Source organism: Geothrix rubra, from assembly GCF_030268065.1.
GTDB classification, from domain to species: Bacteria; Acidobacteriota; Holophagae; order Holophagales; family Holophagaceae; genus Geothrix; species Geothrix rubra.
On the sequence record NZ_BSDD01000005.1, the window covers coordinates 24,256 to 39,571 of the forward strand.

Annotated in this window: 16 protein-coding genes and 1 tRNA gene; 6 read left to right on the plus strand and 11 right to left on the minus strand. The window is 73.0% G+C overall.

The window, feature by feature from the left end; genetic code table 11:
- The first annotated feature begins 145 nt into the window (after positions 1 to 145).
- Entirely contained in the window at positions 146 to 1,030 is an 885-nt protein-coding gene (locus tag QSJ33_RS12465; protein WP_285726633.1) for an NAD-dependent epimerase/dehydratase family protein, read from the plus strand.
- Here the strand turns inward: QSJ33_RS12465 and ipdC are convergent.
- Complete coding sequence (gene ipdC / locus QSJ33_RS12470; protein WP_285726636.1) at positions 1,027 to 2,658, minus strand: indolepyruvate/phenylpyruvate decarboxylase; 1,632 nt, start codon at positions 2,656 to 2,658, stop codon at positions 1,027 to 1,029. The two genes, QSJ33_RS12465 and ipdC, sit on opposite strands and share 4 nt — an antisense overlap.
- 174 nt (positions 2,659 to 2,832) lie before the next feature.
- Positions 2,833 to 3,537, minus strand: coding sequence for an iron-sulfur cluster repair di-iron protein (ric, locus tag QSJ33_RS12475; RefSeq protein ID WP_285726638.1), 705 nt, complete (start codon positions 3,535 to 3,537; stop codon positions 2,833 to 2,835).
- Between the two features lie 112 nt (positions 3,538 to 3,649).
- Here ric and QSJ33_RS12480 point away from each other — a divergent pair, with 112 nt between their 5' ends.
- Positions 3,650 to 4,306 (plus strand): Crp/Fnr family transcriptional regulator, encoded by a 657-nt coding sequence (locus QSJ33_RS12480; RefSeq protein ID WP_285726640.1) that lies wholly within the window; start codon positions 3,650 to 3,652, stop codon positions 4,304 to 4,306.
- Between the two features lie 139 nt (positions 4,307 to 4,445).
- On the opposite strand, the gene QSJ33_RS12485 is transcribed toward QSJ33_RS12480, so the two are convergent.
- Genes QSJ33_RS12485 through surE form a run of 3 tightly spaced genes read right to left on the minus strand, consistent with a single transcriptional unit; the run spans position 4,446 to position 5,987 of the window.
- Positions 4,446 to 4,958, minus strand: coding sequence for an adenine phosphoribosyltransferase (locus QSJ33_RS12485; protein WP_285726643.1), 513 nt, complete (start codon positions 4,956 to 4,958; stop codon positions 4,446 to 4,448).
- Between the two features lie 2 nt (positions 4,959 to 4,960).
- A complete protein-coding gene (locus QSJ33_RS12490) occupies positions 4,961 to 5,233 on the minus strand; it encodes an acylphosphatase (protein ID WP_285726645.1) in 273 nt (90 codons plus the stop codon).
- 4 nt (positions 5,234 to 5,237) lie between these two features.
- Positions 5,238 to 5,987, minus strand: coding sequence for a 5'/3'-nucleotidase SurE (surE, locus tag QSJ33_RS12495; RefSeq protein ID WP_285726647.1), 750 nt, complete (start codon positions 5,985 to 5,987; stop codon positions 5,238 to 5,240).
- Positions 5,988 to 6,048: 61 nt separating this feature from the next.
- Between surE and QSJ33_RS12500 the strand changes: the two genes are divergently transcribed.
- The 4 genes from QSJ33_RS12500 (at position 6,049) to QSJ33_RS12515 (ending at position 10,881) form a co-directional block, all read left to right on the plus strand.
- Positions 6,049 to 6,636: an RNA polymerase sigma factor gene (locus tag QSJ33_RS12500; protein WP_285726649.1), complete on the plus strand. Its 588-nt coding sequence runs from the start codon at positions 6,049 to 6,051 to the stop codon at positions 6,634 to 6,636.
- Positions 6,633 to 7,640: a hypothetical protein gene (locus tag QSJ33_RS12505; protein WP_285726651.1), complete on the plus strand. Its 1,008-nt coding sequence runs from the start codon at positions 6,633 to 6,635 to the stop codon at positions 7,638 to 7,640. Before QSJ33_RS12500 ends, QSJ33_RS12505 begins: the two co-directional genes overlap by 4 nt.
- A gap of 69 nt (positions 7,641 to 7,709) precedes the next feature.
- Positions 7,710 to 10,109 carry a VIT and vWA domain-containing protein gene (locus QSJ33_RS12510; protein WP_285726653.1) on the plus strand — a complete coding sequence of 800 codons (2,400 nt, stop codon included), beginning with the start codon at positions 7,710 to 7,712 and terminating at the stop codon, positions 10,107 to 10,109.
- A 43-nt stretch (positions 10,110 to 10,152) separates the two neighbouring features.
- Positions 10,153 to 10,881, plus strand: coding sequence for a protein-L-isoaspartate(D-aspartate) O-methyltransferase (locus tag QSJ33_RS12515; protein ID WP_285726655.1), 729 nt, complete (start codon positions 10,153 to 10,155; stop codon positions 10,879 to 10,881).
- A 219-nt stretch (positions 10,882 to 11,100) separates the two neighbouring features.
- Here the strand turns inward: QSJ33_RS12515 and QSJ33_RS12520 are convergent.
- From QSJ33_RS12520 to QSJ33_RS12545, 6 genes are all read right to left on the minus strand, one after another.
- A tRNA-Pro gene (locus QSJ33_RS12520) sits at positions 11,101 to 11,177 on the minus strand.
- A 35-nt stretch (positions 11,178 to 11,212) separates the two neighbouring features.
- On the minus strand, positions 11,213 to 11,614 hold the full coding sequence (locus tag QSJ33_RS12525) for a helix-turn-helix domain-containing protein (protein WP_285726657.1): 402 nt from the start codon (positions 11,612 to 11,614) through the stop codon (positions 11,213 to 11,215).
- 113 nt (positions 11,615 to 11,727) lie between these two features.
- Positions 11,728 to 13,107, minus strand: a complete 1,380-nt coding sequence (locus QSJ33_RS12530; protein WP_285726659.1) for a sigma-54-dependent transcriptional regulator — start codon at positions 13,105 to 13,107, stop codon at positions 11,728 to 11,730.
- A gap of 53 nt (positions 13,108 to 13,160) precedes the next feature.
- Complete coding sequence (locus tag QSJ33_RS12535; RefSeq protein WP_285726661.1) at positions 13,161 to 13,751, minus strand: TorD/DmsD family molecular chaperone; 591 nt, start codon at positions 13,749 to 13,751, stop codon at positions 13,161 to 13,163.
- Positions 13,752 to 13,765: 14 nt separating this feature from the next.
- On the minus strand, positions 13,766 to 14,749 hold the full coding sequence (gene nrfD, locus QSJ33_RS12540) for an NrfD/PsrC family molybdoenzyme membrane anchor subunit (RefSeq protein ID WP_285726663.1): 984 nt from the start codon (positions 14,747 to 14,749) through the stop codon (positions 13,766 to 13,768).
- A 9-nt stretch (positions 14,750 to 14,758) separates the two neighbouring features.
- Positions 14,759 to 15,304 carry a 4Fe-4S dicluster domain-containing protein gene (locus tag QSJ33_RS12545; protein ID WP_285726665.1) on the minus strand — a complete coding sequence of 182 codons (546 nt, stop codon included), beginning with the start codon at positions 15,302 to 15,304 and terminating at the stop codon, positions 14,759 to 14,761.
- Positions 15,305 to 15,316 lie beyond the last annotated feature (12 nt).

Sequence of the window (15,316 nt, forward strand, 5' to 3'; positions counted from 1 at the left end):
CCGCCGCCGCTCCCGGCGCCGGCGCAGCCAGATCCCCACGGGCCCCAGCACCAGCCAGGCCAGCAGGACGATCTTGAAGAGGGGCAGCACGGGAGCTCCGGTCCGGGGCCCCCAGCCTCTCACACCCGGGGGCTATGCTGGGTCCATGGCGAACCTCCCGGTGGGCACCTGTCTCCTCGCGGGCTGCGGCTACGCGGGGGCGCGGCTGGCGCGGCGCCTGGCGGCGCGGGGCCCGGTGCTGGCCCTCGTCCGCTCGGAGGCCTCCGCGGCGGCCCTGGCGCGGTCGGGGGTCCCGGTCCTGGCCGTGGACCTCGACGGGGGCGAGGCGTTCCCGGTGCCCGAGGCGCTCGGGTCCGTGGTCTACCTGGTGCCGCCCGGCGGGGCCGGCGGCACGGACGGGCGCTTCCGGCGCTTCCTGGCGGCCCTGGGCGGGGCCCGGCCCGGGGTGCTGCTCTACGTGAGCACCACGGGCGTGTACGGGGACACGCGCGGCGCGGAGGTGGACGAGGCCACGCCCCCCGCGCCCGGGGACGACCGCGCCCGCCAGCGCCTGGACGCGGAGGGGCAGGCGCGGCGCTGGGCGGAGGCCCGGGGCGCCCGCTGCGCGATCCTGCGCGTGGCGGCCATCTACGGTCCCCACCGCCTGCCCCTGGACCGCCTCCGGCGGGGCGAGCCGGTGCTGCGGGCGGAGGACTCGGGACCCGGCAACCGCATCCATGTGGATGACCTGGTGGCGGCCTGCGAGGCGGCCCTGGAGCGGCCCGTCTCCGGCGTGTTCAATGTGACGGACGGCTGGCCCGAGCCCATGGCCGCCTTCACGACCCGGGTGGCGGCCCTGGCCGGCCTGGCCCCGCCCCGGGAGGTCGGCTGGTCCGAGGCCCGGGACCTGCTGAGCCCCGGCCTGCTGGCCTTCCTCCGCGAATCCCGCCGGGTGTGCAACGACCGCCTCGTGCGGGACCTGGGCGTCGCGCCCCGGGATCCGGAGGCGGGCCTCCGGGCGAGCCTCGCGGAGATGGGGCTGGGGACCTAGCAGGCGGCCGGAGCCTGCGTCAGCCGCTGGACGGCGGACACGAACCGGCGGAGGGCGGGACTGACGGCGCCCGCCTCCAGGTGCACGTCCAGGAGCTGGAAGCGGCCCCGGGTCTCCCAGGCCCGGCGCAGGGCGCGGCCCAGCTCGGCCCGGGTGCGGATGCGGTAGCCGTCGCCGCCGAGGGGGCCGGCCAGGTCCGCGTAGTGCCAGTCCTCCAGCTCGTTGAAGCGGCCGCCGGGCTGGAAGGCCTCCAGCATCCCCCAGGCGCGGTTGTTGAACAGCACCACGATGGGATCCAGGCCGTGCCGCCGCGCGTGGCCCAGCTCCCAGCCCGTCATCTGGAAGGCCCCGTCGCCCACCAGCACGATGGGACGGCGGCCCGTGGCCGCCTGCATGCCCAGGCCCGCGGGCACGCCGAACCCCATGCTGGCGTAGTAGCCGGGTGCCACCAGGTCCGTCTCCCGGAGGTCCAGGGCCGAGAAGAGGCAATCGCCCATGTCGGCCGCCACGGGCAGGGGGCCGGAGGCGCGGAAGCGGTCGTTGAGCCCTCGCACGATGTCCTCGGGCGCCACGGGGGCGTCGTCCTCCACCAGGTCCCCGGGGAGCTCCCGGGGGGCCGGGACCGCCGGGGCGGGGCGCGCTCCGGCGCGGTCCAGGAGGGCCTCCACCAGGGCCGGCAGGGGCAGGTCGCGGTAGACGTGGTGACCCACCCGGACCTCGCGGTCCAGGGCGTGCACGGTGGCGCCGGGGGCCAGCCGGCGGCCGCTCACGCCGAAGTTGGTGTCGCTGGTGATGATCCCGAGCATCAGCACGAGGTCGGCGCCCTCCACCGCCTCCCGGACGCCCGCCTCCCCGGCCAGGCCCAGGTAGGTGCCCAGGCGCGGGGTCTCCTGGTCGACCATCAGGCCCCGGCCCAGGAAGGTGGTCGCCACGGGCACGCCGAGGCGTCGGGCCAGTTCGGCCACGGGCGATTCCAGGCCGAGGCGGCGCACCTCCACCCCCGGCAGGAGCACGGGGCGCTGCGCCGCCGCCAGGCGGGCCAGGATCTCCTCCGCACAGGCCGCCACAGCCTCGGGATCGAAGGGGCTGGGCGGCAGGAGGGGCACGGGTCCCACGGGGGCGTCCACCTGGTCCCGGGGCAGTTCGAGGTAGACGGGCCGCGCGTACTCCGCGCAGGAGCGCAGGACCCGGGCGATGATCTCCGGCGCCGTGGCCGGGTCGTCGAGCACGCCCTGGTCGCAGGTGATCTCGCGGAACACCCGCATCTGGCTGTCGAGGGCCTTGGCCTGGTGGTGGAGCAGGAGGCCGGACGCGACCTCGCCGCGGCCGGGGGCCCCCGAGATCACCACCAGCGGGGTCTTCTCGGCGTAGGCCTGGGCCACGGGGTTGACGAGGTTGAGGGCCCCCGCGCCGTAGGTGACCGCCGCCACCCCGAGGCCCCCGCGCAGCCGGACGGCCGCGTCCGCGGCGAAGCCCACCGACGGCTCGTGGCTGAAGGTGAAGAGGGGCAGCACCCCGCTCTCCTCGATGCAGCGGAAGAAGGGCAGGGCGAAGTCGCCCGGGATGCCGAACACCTCGCCGGCGCCCCGGTCCTTCAAGGCCTGCAGCAGCGCCACTCCCAGCTTCATGGACGGACTCCCCGGAAGGGGCGGGACGCCCCGGAACCAGCCTCCCCGGGCGGGACGGCGACAGGGGTCACAATTAAGAATTTCCCATCTTTAATTAGGAATTAATGCACCCGGCCGGAACGGGGCCCCGCGGCCGCTGGCCGCTGGCCCCGTTCCGGCCGGGCGGGCCGGGTCCTACAGCCGGGCCTCGGCCTCGATGGCGGCCGGGTAGAGCCAGCTGTTCTCCTTGTGGATGTGCCGGTGGAGGTCGTACTCCAGCTCGGCCAGGCCGTCCAGCATGGCGCGCCAGCTGTTGCAGGCGCCGGGCGGAGGCACGAAGCCGTCCGTGAGGGTCCGGAACAGCTCGAGGTTCTCCCCGTGCTGCAGGTGCTCCTGGAGCATGCGGGCGATGGGCATCTGCACCGTGGGGGGCATGGGCCAGCGCTCGCCCTTGGCCACGGCCAGGAACATGGGGAAGAGCATCTGCTCCTCCTTGGCGAGGTGGTCGAAGGTCTCCTGGGCGAAGGCCTGGAAGGCGCGGTCCAGCTCCACGAGGCGGGGATCGTCGTGGCCGTGGACGTTGGCCACCTTGGCGGTGAGGAACTGCAGGCGGGGCAGGGCCTCCTTCGTGTAGTCGTGGTGGACCCGGAGGACGTGCTCCACGGCGGTCGGGATGTCCTTCATCCAGCTCCGGTCCTCGTCCTGCGGGACCTCCGCATCCATGTCCTGGAGGGCCGCCAGGAGCTCCTCGACCGGGATGCCCTTCTGCTCGCAGGCCCTGCCCAGGGCCTCGTGCCCCTTGCAGCAATAGTCCAGGCCCGCCTTCTCGAACACCTTCGAGCGGCTCGGCTTCTCCAGCACCAGCTCGCCCACGCTCCGGCTCTCCCACGCATGACTCATCGCATCCTCCTCGGCCCCTCGGGCACGGAATCAGGGTCCGGCCGGGGGGACGGGGGCGCCTTGACCGATCTCAAGATGCGGAGTCCGGGGTCCGGTGGGGGCACAATGGCCCATGGCCACCCCGTACCAAGGTCTCTGGGCCAAGGCGCCCCTCTTCCGGACGCTGGACGACCCGCAGCTGGCCCGGGTGGGCGCCCTGGTGGAGCTCCGCACCCTGGACCCCGGGCAGGTGCTCTTCGTGGCGGGGGAGCCCTGCACGGGCTTCTTCGTGGTGCTGGAGGGGGCCATCCAGCTCCTGCGCCCCGCGGAGGACGGCGACGAGACGGCCCTGAACTTCGTGCGCCCGGGGCAGTCCTTCGCGGAGGCGGCGCTCTTCGCCGGCGGCGCCTTTCCAGCCACGGCCCGGGCCCTGGAGCGGACCCTGCTGGCCCGGATCCCCCGGGCCGCCTTCCTGGCGCTGTTGCGCTCAGACGCGGACCTCTGCCTGCGGATGCTGGAGAGCCTCGCCGCCTGGCACCATCGGCTCACCTTCCAGCTCCAGGCCCTGCGCGCCCAGGACACCGGCGGCCGCCTGCGGGCCTGGCTGGCGGAGGAGGCCCGCCGCGCGCCCAACCGGGAGATCCTCCTGCGGGTACCGAAGAAGGTGCAGGCCGCCCAGCTGGGCATGGCCCCGGAGACCTTCAGCCGGCAGCTCCGCCAGCTGAGGGACGCCGGCCTGGTCGCCGTGGAGGGCGCCACGATCCGGGTGCTGGGCGACCTGGAGGCGTGAGGGCCGGGCGGCCGGGGACGGGGCCGACGGAACGTTCAGACGGGGCGGCGCCGGAGCCGGGCTTGGCCCAGCTCCGGCGCGGGGGTCCCAGGGGGGACGCAGCGGCCCGCCAGGGCCGGGCGGTCCCCCCTGGACGGGATCAGTACCGCAGGACGCTGAAGACCGGCAGGCCCTGGACCTTCTCCCGGCCGGGCAGGGTGGTCAGCTCGATGAAGACCGTGAGGGCCACGGGATGGGCCCCGGAGCGGGTGACGAGGCGGCGGGCGGCGTCAGCGGTGCCGCCGGTGGCCATGACGTCGTCCACGATGAGCACGCGGTCGCCGGGGCCGAAGGCGTCCGTGTGGATCTCCAGGGCGTCCGCGCCGTACTCCAGGCCGTAGGCCTCCTTGTGGGTGGGCAGGGGCAGCTTGCCGGGCTTGCGGGCGGGCACGAAGCCCAGGCCCAGCTTCTGGGCCAGGGCGCTGCCGAAGATGAAGCCCCGGGACTCCAGGCCCAGCACGTGGGTCGGCTGGAGGTTCAGCACCGGCTGGGCCATGGCCTCCACGGCCTGCTTGAAGGCCTCGGCGTTGGCCAGCAGCGGGGTGATGTCCCGGAAGAGGATGCCCGCCTTGGGGAAGTCGGGGACGTCGCGGACGAACTGGTGTAGGGACATGGCTACCTGCGGATCTCGAATGGACGGGGAAGGGAGGATCCCACACCCAGGGCCCTCCAGTCCAGATGCTCCACCCGGCCGAAGGCCGGACCCTCGGCCAGGCGGGCCCGGAAGGCCGCCAGATCCGCCTCGGGGCCCTCGGCCTCGCCGCTCACGGCGCCATCCGGGTCGTTGCGCACCCAGCCCTCCAGGCCCAGGGCATGGGCCTCCCGCTCCGCGAAGCGGCGGAAGCCGACCCCCTGCACCAGTCCCCGGACGCGGAAGGCCACCCGCATGGCGTCACCCGTTGAAGGTGGACTCGAAGTCCGCGCCCCGGGCCAGGATCTCCGGGCAGCTCAGGTCCAGGCGCAGGGGCGTGGCGCTCACCCAGCCGTCCAGCACGGCCTCGGCGTCCGAACCCGGGCTCTTCGCGTAGGTGGGGCCCATGTCGCCGCCGATCCAGAAGTAGGGCGTGCCGCGGGGATCCGTGCGCTTCTCCACGATGTCGTGGTAGGCCCGGCTGTCCTGGCCCGTGAGGCGGAAACCCTTGGGCTCGCCGTGGGGGAAGTTGAGGTTCCAGATGCGGTTGGCGGGCAGCTCCAGGGCCTCCCAGCGCTGGAGGAAGCGCTCGATCCAGGGCTCGGCCACGGCGAAGTCGCCCTGGGGGTGCATGGAGAAGGCCGCGGCCCGGGCGCCCTGGAGCCGGCCCTCGAAGGCCGCGCCCACCGTGCCGGAGTAGAAGACATCCTCGCCCAGGTTGAAGCCGTGGTTCACGCCGGAGAGGATCCAGTCGGGCTGCCGGTCGAGTACGGAGCAGACGCCCAGCAGCACACAGTCCACGGGGGTGCCGTCGCAGGTGAAGCGGTCCTGGCCCAGGTCGTGGAGCCGGAGGATGTTGTGCAGGCTGAGGGCGCTGGAGATGGCCGAGCGGTTGCGGTCCGGCGCCACGGTGACCACCCGGCCGAAGCGGGCGGCCACCCGCGCCAGCGCCGCCAGCCCGGGGGCCCAGAGCCCGTCGTCGTTGGTGAGGAGGATGAGGCGTTCGGACATGCCGCCAGTGTACCCGGCTGTGGTGAACGCCCTGGAACGATGCGAGGATGGGGCCGCTCCCATGGACGCCGACCTCCCCCTCGATGCCCTGTCCGCCCCGGCGGCGCCGGAGGCCGGGACCGCGCCCCTGGCCAGGGCCGAGGTCCTGGTCCGCCTGCGCGAAAGGATCGTGGCCTTCGCGGCATCCCGGTACGCAGGGGCCCAGGCCGAGGACCTGGCCCAGGAGGTGCTGGTGCTGCTCCACACGAAGTACGGGCATCTGGAGCGGGCGGAGGACCTGGTGCCCCTGGCCTTCCAGATCCTGCGCTTCAAGCTGGCCGCCGCCCGCCGCAAGGCCGCCCGCCGGGGCGAGTACGACGCGGTGGACGTGGACGCCTTCCCGCCCGCCTCGGACGCCCCCGATCCCGCCGCCGTGCTGGAGCGCAAGGAGCTGCTGACGCGCCTCATGGGCGGCATCGCCCGCCTGGGGGAGCGCTGCCGGGAGCTGTTCCGGCTCAAGCTCCAGGGCCGCACCTTCGCGGAGATCCAGACCCAGATGGGCGCGGCCACCCTCAACACCGTGTACACCTGGGACCACCGCTGCCGGAAGCAGCTGCTGGAAGCGCTGGGCGGACGCTGGGAGGCGGCGGCCGGAAGGGAGGGCCCGTGAGGCGCGAGGAGGCCGAGAAGCTGCTGGGCGGGCACGCCACGGGCACCCTCACTGGGACCGAGCGCCGGGCGCTCTACGAGGCGGCCCTGGAGCACCAGGACCTCTTCGACACCTTGGCGGACGAGGAGGCCCTGCGGGAGCTGCTGGCGGACCCCGCCGCCCGGGCCCACCTGCTGACGGCCCTGGCCCCGCGGAGGATGCCCCTCTGGCGCCGGCCGGGCGTCCTGGGCCTGGCGGCAGGCATCCTGGTGGCCGGCCTGGCAGGGCTGGCCGTGCTGCGCGGGCCCGGCGAGGTCCCGGTGCCGCGGGTCGAGGCGCCCCGACCGGCGCCCCTCGGCAAGGGCGCCGCCCCAACGGTCCAGGCCCCTGAACCGGCCGTTCCAACACCGCCAGCGCCGGCAGCCCGCAAGGCGACGCCGCCCGCCCCGGAGCGGGCGGCCCCCGCGCCCCTTCCGACCACGAACCGGACTCTCGAGACCGCCGCCGCCCTGGCCCCCGGCGGGGCCGCGGAGGCCCACGACGACAAGCGGGCGGAGGATCGGTCGAAGGCCGAGGACGCCGCCCGGGCCCGGGCCAAGGCGGACCGCGCGCCCGCGGGCGCCGAGGCGGTGATGGCGGCGATCCCCTCCGCACCGCCCCCAGCAGCTCCAGCGGCCGGGGGCCTCAGCGCCACGGCGGCCCAGGCGGCCCCCGAGCCGGCCTGGGGCGTGGCGGCCCGGGCGGACGGGTCGCTCCGGGTGACGGTACTTGCGCTCCCCGCACAGCCGGTGCTGCTCCTCCGGCGCGGGGCCGCGGGCGTGGCGGTGGTGCGGCCCGTGGCGGAGGGGCGCGAGGGTCCGCGGATCCGCTGGCGGCTCGAGTTCCGTCCCGTCCCCGGGGAGGCGCTCGACCTCTACATCCTGAACGCGCCGGTGACCGATCCGGCGCGCCTCCCCGCCGAGGGTCCCGTGGACGGGTTCCGCACCCGGATCCCCGTGCCGGAGAAAAAGGTACCGGCGCCCTGAAAGAGACGCGGGCCCCGCGGCATTCCCTCCTGAACCGCGCCCTCCGCGCGGCCCCACCGGGAGGATCCCATGCCGCACCGCGCCCCCGCCCTTCTCCTCGCCTGCTGGACGGGGCTGTCGCCCCTGGCTGGCGCCCGCAGCCGCCCGCCGGCTCCGCCGTCGGATCCCCAGTCCGAGGCCAAGGGGGATCGCACCCTCTCCCCCTACTTCTTCGTGAAGGGCGAGGCGGCCGTGGACCAGCTGCCGCTGAAGGCCACGTCCGCCCAGGTGGCCCTCGCGGGCGTCGTGGCCGACGTGACGGTGACCCAGGTCTACCGCAACACGGGCACGAAGCCCCTGGAGGCCTTGTACGTGTTCCCCGGCTCCACGCGCAGCGCGGTGCACGCCATGACCATGCGCATCGGCGAGCGGGTGCTGCGGGCCCAGATCAGGGAGCGGGGCCAGGCCCGGGCCGACTATGAGCGGGCGAAGCAGGAGGGGCGCAGCGCCTCGCTCCTGGAGCAGCAGCGGCCCAACGTCTTCCAGATGAACGTGGCGAACATCCTGCCCGGCGACGAGATCCGGGTGGAGCTCTGCTACACGGAGCTGCTGGTGCCCACGGCCGGCACCTACGAGTTCGTCTTCCCCACGGTGGTGGGGCCCCGCTTCGCCGGCAGGTCCGGCACGGCCTCGGACACCGGCGAGGCCTGGGTGGCCAATCCCTACACCCACGCCGAGGAGAAGCCCGCCACCACCTTCGACCTGTCGCTCACGCTGGCGGCGGGCCTGCCCATCGCCCGCATGGGCTGCGACACCCACCGGACCACCCTCGCCTACGACGGCAAGGACCGGGCCACCCTGCGCCTGGATCCCTCGGAGGCCCACGGCGGCAACCGGGACTTCATCCTGAAGTACCAGCTGGCGGGCGGCGCCGTGCAGTCGGGTCTGCTGCTGGACCAGGGGAAGGACGGGAACACCTTCCTGGTCATGGCCCAGCCCCCGAAGCGCGTGGCGCCGAAGGACCTGCCGCCCCGGGAGTACGTCTTCATCATGGACGTTTCCGGCAGCCAGATGGGCTTCCCCCTGGAGGTGTCGAAGGGGCTGATGAAGGAGATGATCCAGGGCCTGCGGCCCCAGGACCGCTTCAACGTGATGGTCTTCGAGGGCAGCGCGGCCTTCTGGTCGCCGGAGGGCTCGGTGGCCGCCACGCCGGAGCACACCCGGGAGGCCCTGGCCTTCGTGGGCGCCCAACACGGCGGCGGGGGCACGGAACTGGCCAGCGCCCTGCGGAAGGCCCTGGGCCTGCCCCGGGTGCCCGGCATCTCGCGCACCTTCGTGGTGTCCACGGACGGCTACATCAGCGCCGATGGCCAGGTCTTCGACCTCATCCGCCAGAACCTGGGGTCCGCGAACCTCTTCGCCTTCGGCATCGGCTCCTCCGTGAACCGCCACCTCATCGAGGGCATGGCCCACGCGGGGCAGGGCGAGGCCTTCGTGGTCACGAGGCCCGACCAGGCCGCCGCGGAGGCGGAGCGGTTCCGCGCCTACGTGTCCGCCCCCGTGCTCACGAACGTGCGGCTCACCACGAACGGCTTCGCGGTGAAGGACCTCGAGCCGGTCCAGCTGCCCGATGTGCTCGCCGACCGGCCCGTGATCTGCCTCGGCAGGTGGACCGGCGCGGCCCGCGGGACCGTGACGATCTCGGGCGTGACCGGCGCGGGCCCCTGGCACCAGACCTTCGACGTGGCGCAGGTGGCGGACCGGGCCCATCCGGCCCTCGCCCAGCTCTGGGCCCGCCAGCGCATCCAGCGGCTCGCCGACTACGACCCGTTCGGCGCGGACGAGGAACGGAAGGCCGAGGTCACCCGGCTCGGCCTGGCCTACCATCTGTTGACCGCCTATACCTCCTTCGTGGCGGTGGACACCCAGGTGCGGAACACGGGCGGTCGCGCCACCGTCCTCCAGCCCCTGCCCCTGCCCGAGGGCGTGTCCGACGCGGCCATCGGGGGCGGCGTCCTGGCCTCCCTCCCGGCGCAGAGGATGACGCCGGCCCCGGTCTCCCTGGCCGTGGAGGCCGCGGCCCAGGACCAGGCCCTTTCCCGGGAATCCCGGTACCGCGCGAAGGCGGACCCGGGTCGCGCGGTCGGGGACACCTCGGCCGCGGGCCGCGGCGAGGGGGAGCCCCCGGAGGCGCTGCCGGTGGCACGCATCCGGTCCCTGTCGGCCTCGGCGGCGCCGGACCTGTCCGCCCTCCGCCAGGAACTTCAGGCGAGGCTGGGACGCAGGGACCTGCGCACGGCCCTGGCCGGCCTCCCCTCCGGCACCGTGCTGGTCCTGAAGCTGGACGCCGCCGGCCGGGTGATCTCGGCCACCTTCCAGAAGGGCTTCGCCGGCTCCGCGCGGGCCGTGGCCCTGCTGGAGGCCTGGCGGCTGCAGGCCTGGGGCGGCCGGGCCGGGGAGGTCCGGATCACCCTGGCGGGAGGCCGCTGAGGGGACGGTGGCGCGGGGCCGCGGCCGGGGTACCTTCGTACCCATGCGAAGGCACCTCGGCGCGGCCCTGGCGCTGGTCCTCGGAGCCTGTGGACCGGAGCGGGCCCAGGCGCCCGCTGCGCCTTCCGAAGCGACCCAGGCTGCGGCCCGGACGGGCATGGTACGCGACCAGCTCGTCGCCCGGGGCCTGCGGGATCCCCGGGTCCTGGCGGCCATGGGCCGGGTGCCCCGGCACGCGTTCGTCCCCGAGGCCCAGCGTTCCCTGGCCTACGAGGACACGCCCCTCCCCATCGGCTACGGGCAGACCATCTCCCAGCCCTTCATCGTGGCCCTCATGACCCTGGCGGTGGATCCCAGGCCCGGCGACCGCGTGCTGGAGATCGGCACGGGCTCGGGCTACCAGGCCGCCGTGCTGTCGGGGCTGGTCGCCGAGGTCTACTCCGTGGAGATCGTGGAACCCCTGGCCCGCCGCGCGGAGGCGGACCTGCGGCGCCTGGGCTACGCCAACGTGCGGGTGCGCGCCGGCGACGGCCACCTCGGCTGGCCCGAGGCGGCCCCCTTCGACGCCATCCTCGTCACCTGCGCGCCCGACCAGGTGCCGAGGCCCCTGGTGGACCAGCTCAAGGTGGGCGGCCGCATGATCATCCCCGTGGGCCCGGCCTGGGGGGCGCAGGACCTGATCCTGCTGCGGCGGACCCCCGCCGGGCTCGAGCGGCAGAGCATCCTGCCCGTGCGGTTCGTGCCGATGGTGAAGGGGACCGGGAAGCCGTAGGGAGCCGGCGTCGCGGTCCCACTCGGAGGTCGGCCGCCCTCCGTGTCGGGAACCGCCCCACCCGGGTGGGATTCGAACGGCGTCCGGCTGCGCCGGCCGCGGTCCCGCTCCCGACAGCGCCCCGCGCTGTCTCCGCGGTCCCACTCGGAGGTTCGAATCCTCCCGGTCCATGGGGCAACACACCAGAAGGGCCCTCCGAAGAGGGCCCCTCTGGTGTGTTGGTCGGCGCGAGAGGATTCGAACCTCCGACCCCTACCACCCCAAGGTAGTGCGCTACCAGGCTGCGCCACGCGCCGTGAACCATTGACTCTAGCCCGGTCGGGGCCGGGGGTCAAGGACGGGGCGGGGCGGAGAGGCGGTCGAGGAGCGTGCGGAGGGCGCGGATGGCGGGCTGGAGGTCGGAACTGGCGCGCAGGAGCCGGGGGATGGTGGGCCTGGGCTTCTGGGGTGGCGGGGCGGGGGCCTCGTCGGGCTCCAGGCCGAGGTCGAGGCGCTGGGCGAGGTGGCCGTGCAGGAGCAGCTCCCGGCAGTCGGCCACCGTGAGGCCCTCGGCCAGCCAGGCCTTGATGCGCTTGAGCCGGGGCAGCTCGTCGGCGTGGTAGTAGCGGAGGTTCCCCCGGCTGCGCCGGGCCTTGATCTCGGGGATCACGTCCTCCCAGTAGCGGAGCTCCTTCGGCGAGACCCCGACCTGGGTGGCGGCTTCTCCGATCTTGAACCACTTGCGGTCACTCACGGCCTGCCTCCGCTGGTCGTGTCGGACCCACCCGGTCCTGATTCGCTCCCTGCAGGGCCCCGCTCCGCAGGCTCCACTGGAGCCTGCTCCGCGACCCGCATGGTCGCGACCACCTAGCTCTCCCTGGGCTCGATGCCCAGGGCCTTGAGGCGCTTGTACAGGTTGGAGCGGTCCATGCCCACGCGCTCGGCCACACGGGTCATGTTGCCGTTCTGGAGCTTCAGTTCGCGCTGGAGGTACTGGCCCTCGAACCAGTCGCGGGCCTCCTTGAGGCTGGGGAACTCGGGGAAGGAGAAGGGATCGGGCTCGGCGAGGTGGCGCACGGCCAGGGGGCCGAGGTCCCGGGGGCCGATCTCGGCGCCACGGCCCAGGATGACGGCGCGCTCCATGAGGTTCTTCAGCTCGCGCACGTTGCCGGGCCAGTCGTGGCGCAGCAGGGTGTCCTTCGCGTCGGGGCCCAGGCGCTTGGGGGGGCGGCCGTACTGGCGGGCGATGCGGGCGATGAAGCCCTCGGCCAGGGGGATGATGTCCTCGGGCCGCTCGCGCAGGGGCGGGATGCGCAGGGGCACCACGGCCAGGCGGAAGTAGAGGTCCTCGCGGAAGCGGCCCCGGGCGATCTCCCCGGCCAGGTCCTTGTTGGTGGCCGTGATGACGCGGACATCCACGCCCACCGCCCCGCCGCCGCCGATGGGCTCGACCCGGCCCTCCTGGAGGGCCCGCAGGACCTTGGCCTGGGTCTTGAGCGACATGTCGCCCACCTCGTCCAGGAAGAGGGTGCCGCCGTCGGCCTCGCGGAACTTGCCCTTCTGGTCGCGCACGGCGCCGGTGAAGGCCCCCTTCTGGTGGCCGAAGAGCTCGCTCTCGATGAGCTCCTCGGGGATGGCCGCGCAGTTCACCTCCACGAAGGGGGCGTCCCGGCGGGCGCTCTGGGCGTGGATGAGGCGGGCCACCTCCTCCTTGCCGCTGCCGTTCTCCCCGGTGAGCAGGACGCGGCCCTCGGTGGGCGCGACCAGCTGCACGTCGGACAGCAGGCGCTTCATGGCGGGGCTCTCCGCCAGGAAGAACCGGCCGCCCTCCACGGCCTCCATGAGGCGCTGGTTCTCCTGTTCCAGGCGGGACTGGCGCAGGGCATTGCCGGTGACCAGCAGCAGCCGGTCCAGGTCGATGGGCTTCTCCAGGAAATCGAACGCGCCCAGCTTCGTGGCCTGGAGGGCCGTGTCGATGCTGCCGTGGCCGGAGATCATCACCACGGGCAGGGCGGGGCGCAGGAGGCGCGCCTGCTTCAGGGTCTCCAGGCCGTCCAGGCCGGGCAGCCAGACATCCAGGAGCACCAGGTCGATGCCCTCGCCATCGGGGTTCTGGAGCAGGTCCAGGGCCTGCTCGCCCCGCTCGGCCTTGACCACGTGGTAGCCCTCGTCCTTGAGGGCCTCTCCCAGGGAACGGCGGATGCCCGGCTCGTCGTCCACCAGCAGGATGGTCAGGGGGGGGCGCATGATTCCAAGCTAGACGGGCCCCAGGCCCCTGTCCAGCGCGGGCGTGGGCGCGATCAGGCCAGCTCGGCTTCCGTGGCCCGGAGCAACGCCTCGGCGAGTTCCGCGGCGCCCAGGTAGTAGGGGTGGGCCTGGATCTGCGGAAGCTGGGTGTTCACGGCCCGGACGAGGGGGTCGAGGTGCTCCCGGAGCAGCCGGCGGGCCAGGCTGGTGAGGCGCTCGCGCTCGGTGGCCTCGCCTTCTTCGGCGTCCTCCAGCTGTTCCAGGAGGTAGCCGAGGCAGGCCAGCTCGAGGCCCAGGTGGTCCGGTGGGACGAGGAGATCCTCCTGGGGGCTGATGTCGGCGCCGTCGTAGATCTCCTTCAGGGATCCGAGGACCTCGGGGGCCATGAGGAAGCCCCGGGCCTGCACGGAGCCGTAGAGGTGGACGACGTCCGCCTCGCGGCTGTGCATGAAGAGGCGGGCGTACTCCACCGCCTGGGTCTCGGGATCCTGGACCGCATCGGCCATGCGGCGGAGGGGACCGAGCAGCGAAGGGCCGGGGCCGCTGCTCAGCAGCTGCCCCAGCCTCTCGTTCAGTTCGGCGTCCGGTTCCAGAAAGACTTCGGCGAGGACTTCGGAGAGTTCCGCCAGGAAGGCGAGCGCCATGGGATGTCCCTTTTCTATTGCAGCAGCCCCATCTTGCTGTGGAAGCTGCTCATCTGGCCAGCGTAGACGAAGATGTAGCGGAGCAGGAAGCCCCCCATCAGCACGAGGCCGGCGGCGGTGAGGGCCAGGTTGCGGTTCCCGTGGAATTCCCGGCCCTTGAAGATGGCGGGGAACAGCTCATAGACCTCGATGCCCAGGGGCACCAGCAGCCCGAGGATCAGGAAGGGACCCCAGAAGATGAAGGTGAAGGGGCCGCCGAGGATCAGGTTGAGAGCCTCCTTCACCGCCTGGGTGGAGAGCTCGCCGTGGATCAGGTAGGGCAGGATGATGAACAGCTCGAGGGAGATGAACACCACGTCCAGGGTGACCAGGAACTTGGTCTCGTGCTTCTCGATGGGGTTCTTCTTGTCCAGGACCATGGCGAGCAGCAGGGCCGCCGCGCCGCTGGAGAGGGCGGAGAAGAGGAACATCTGGGCCACCAGGTTCGTGTTCCAGAAGGGCCGGGAGGACACGGCACCAAGCAGGACGCCGGTGTAGATGCCCACCCCGATGGAGAAGGGGAAGCCGATCATGCCGAGGGTCTCGCGCCAGCCGGAGATGTCCACGTTGAGGCGGTGGACCTGCTTCCAGGAGGCGGGGATCTTGCCGAAGATCCACTTCCGCTCATCCTCGCTCAGCCAGGAGTAGAGGTAGAGGAAGGCGACCACCGTGAAGATGGTGAGCAGCCAGGAGCCGATGGACATGGGGCTTTCCCAGCGGAAGTGCATGAACAGCTTGTAGAACCGGTACCAGTTACCCAGGTCGAGGATGAGCAGGCCGGAACCGATGGCCACCGGCCAGGGCGCCAGGAGGGCGCCCATGCGGGCCACCCGGGCATAGGCGGGCTTGTCGTCCACCTTGAGGTAGTTGGCGAGGCCCGAGGCGAAGAAGAGGCCCGCGGAGAGCCCGCCCAGGAAGAGGTAGACGACGATGAGGAGTCCCCAATTGGTTTCGTGCATGGCTTCCTCCTACAGCAGGTAATAGAGTTGGGGGCCGTTGCCCGTTTGGGGTTCCTTCACCTTGTAGCGGCGCGTGGCGAGCAGCTCGCGGATCCGGCTCTTGGGATCCTCCAGGTCGCCGAAGACGCGCACCTTCGAGGGGCAGGTCTCCACGCAGGCCGGCACTTCGCCCTTGTCCACCCGCTGCACGCAGAAGGTGCACTTGTCCACCACGCCCTCCTCCTCGTTGAAGTACCGGGCGTCGTAGGGGCAGGCGATCATGCAGTAGCGGCAGCCGATGCACTCGTCGTAGTTGACGAGGACGATGCCGTCCTTGCGCTGCCAGGAGGCGCCGGTGGGACACACGCGGACGCAGGAGGGCTGGTCGCAGTGGTGGCACTGCTCCGGCTCGAAGTTGATGCTGAGGGTCGGGTATTCGCCCTTCCGCTCTTCATTGATCCGATTGCGGAAATGGCCCACCGGGACCTTGTTCTCCGCCTTGCAGGCGACGACGCAGGCCTTGCAGTTCAGGCACTTCCTGGAGTCGATGACGAGGGCGTAACGCTTCTTCTTCATGGCCATGTCTCA

Coding starts and splice junctions, on each gene's coding strand:
- QSJ33_RS12465 (WP_285726633.1), top strand. CDS start 146: ATGGCGAACCTCCCGGTGGGCACCTGTCTCCTCGCGGGCTGCGGCTAC.
- ipdC (WP_285726636.1), bottom strand. CDS start 2,658: ATGAAGCTGGGAGTGGCGCTGCTGCAGGCCTTGAAGGACCGGGGCGCC.
- ric (WP_285726638.1), bottom strand. CDS start 3,537: ATGAGTCATGCGTGGGAGAGCCGGAGCGTGGGCGAGCTGGTGCTGGAG.
- QSJ33_RS12480 (WP_285726640.1), top strand. CDS start 3,650: ATGGCCACCCCGTACCAAGGTCTCTGGGCCAAGGCGCCCCTCTTCCGG.
- QSJ33_RS12485 (WP_285726643.1), bottom strand. CDS start 4,958: ATGTCCCTACACCAGTTCGTCCGCGACGTCCCCGACTTCCCCAAGGCG.
- QSJ33_RS12490 (WP_285726645.1), bottom strand. CDS start 5,233: ATGCGGGTGGCCTTCCGCGTCCGGGGACTGGTGCAGGGGGTCGGCTTC.
- surE (WP_285726647.1), bottom strand. CDS start 5,987: ATGTCCGAACGCCTCATCCTCCTCACCAACGACGACGGGCTCTGGGCC.
- QSJ33_RS12500 (WP_285726649.1), top strand. CDS start 6,049: ATGGACGCCGACCTCCCCCTCGATGCCCTGTCCGCCCCGGCGGCGCCG.
- QSJ33_RS12510 (WP_285726653.1), top strand. CDS start 7,710: ATGCCGCACCGCGCCCCCGCCCTTCTCCTCGCCTGCTGGACGGGGCTG.
- QSJ33_RS12515 (WP_285726655.1), top strand. CDS start 10,153: ATGCGAAGGCACCTCGGCGCGGCCCTGGCGCTGGTCCTCGGAGCCTGT.
- QSJ33_RS12530 (WP_285726659.1), bottom strand. CDS start 13,107: ATGCGCCCCCCCCTGACCATCCTGCTGGTGGACGACGAGCCGGGCATC.
- QSJ33_RS12535 (WP_285726661.1), bottom strand. CDS start 13,751: ATGGCGCTCGCCTTCCTGGCGGAACTCTCCGAAGTCCTCGCCGAAGTC.
- nrfD (WP_285726663.1), bottom strand. CDS start 14,749: ATGCACGAAACCAATTGGGGACTCCTCATCGTCGTCTACCTCTTCCTG.
- QSJ33_RS12545 (WP_285726665.1), bottom strand. CDS start 15,304: ATGAAGAAGAAGCGTTACGCCCTCGTCATCGACTCCAGGAAGTGCCTG.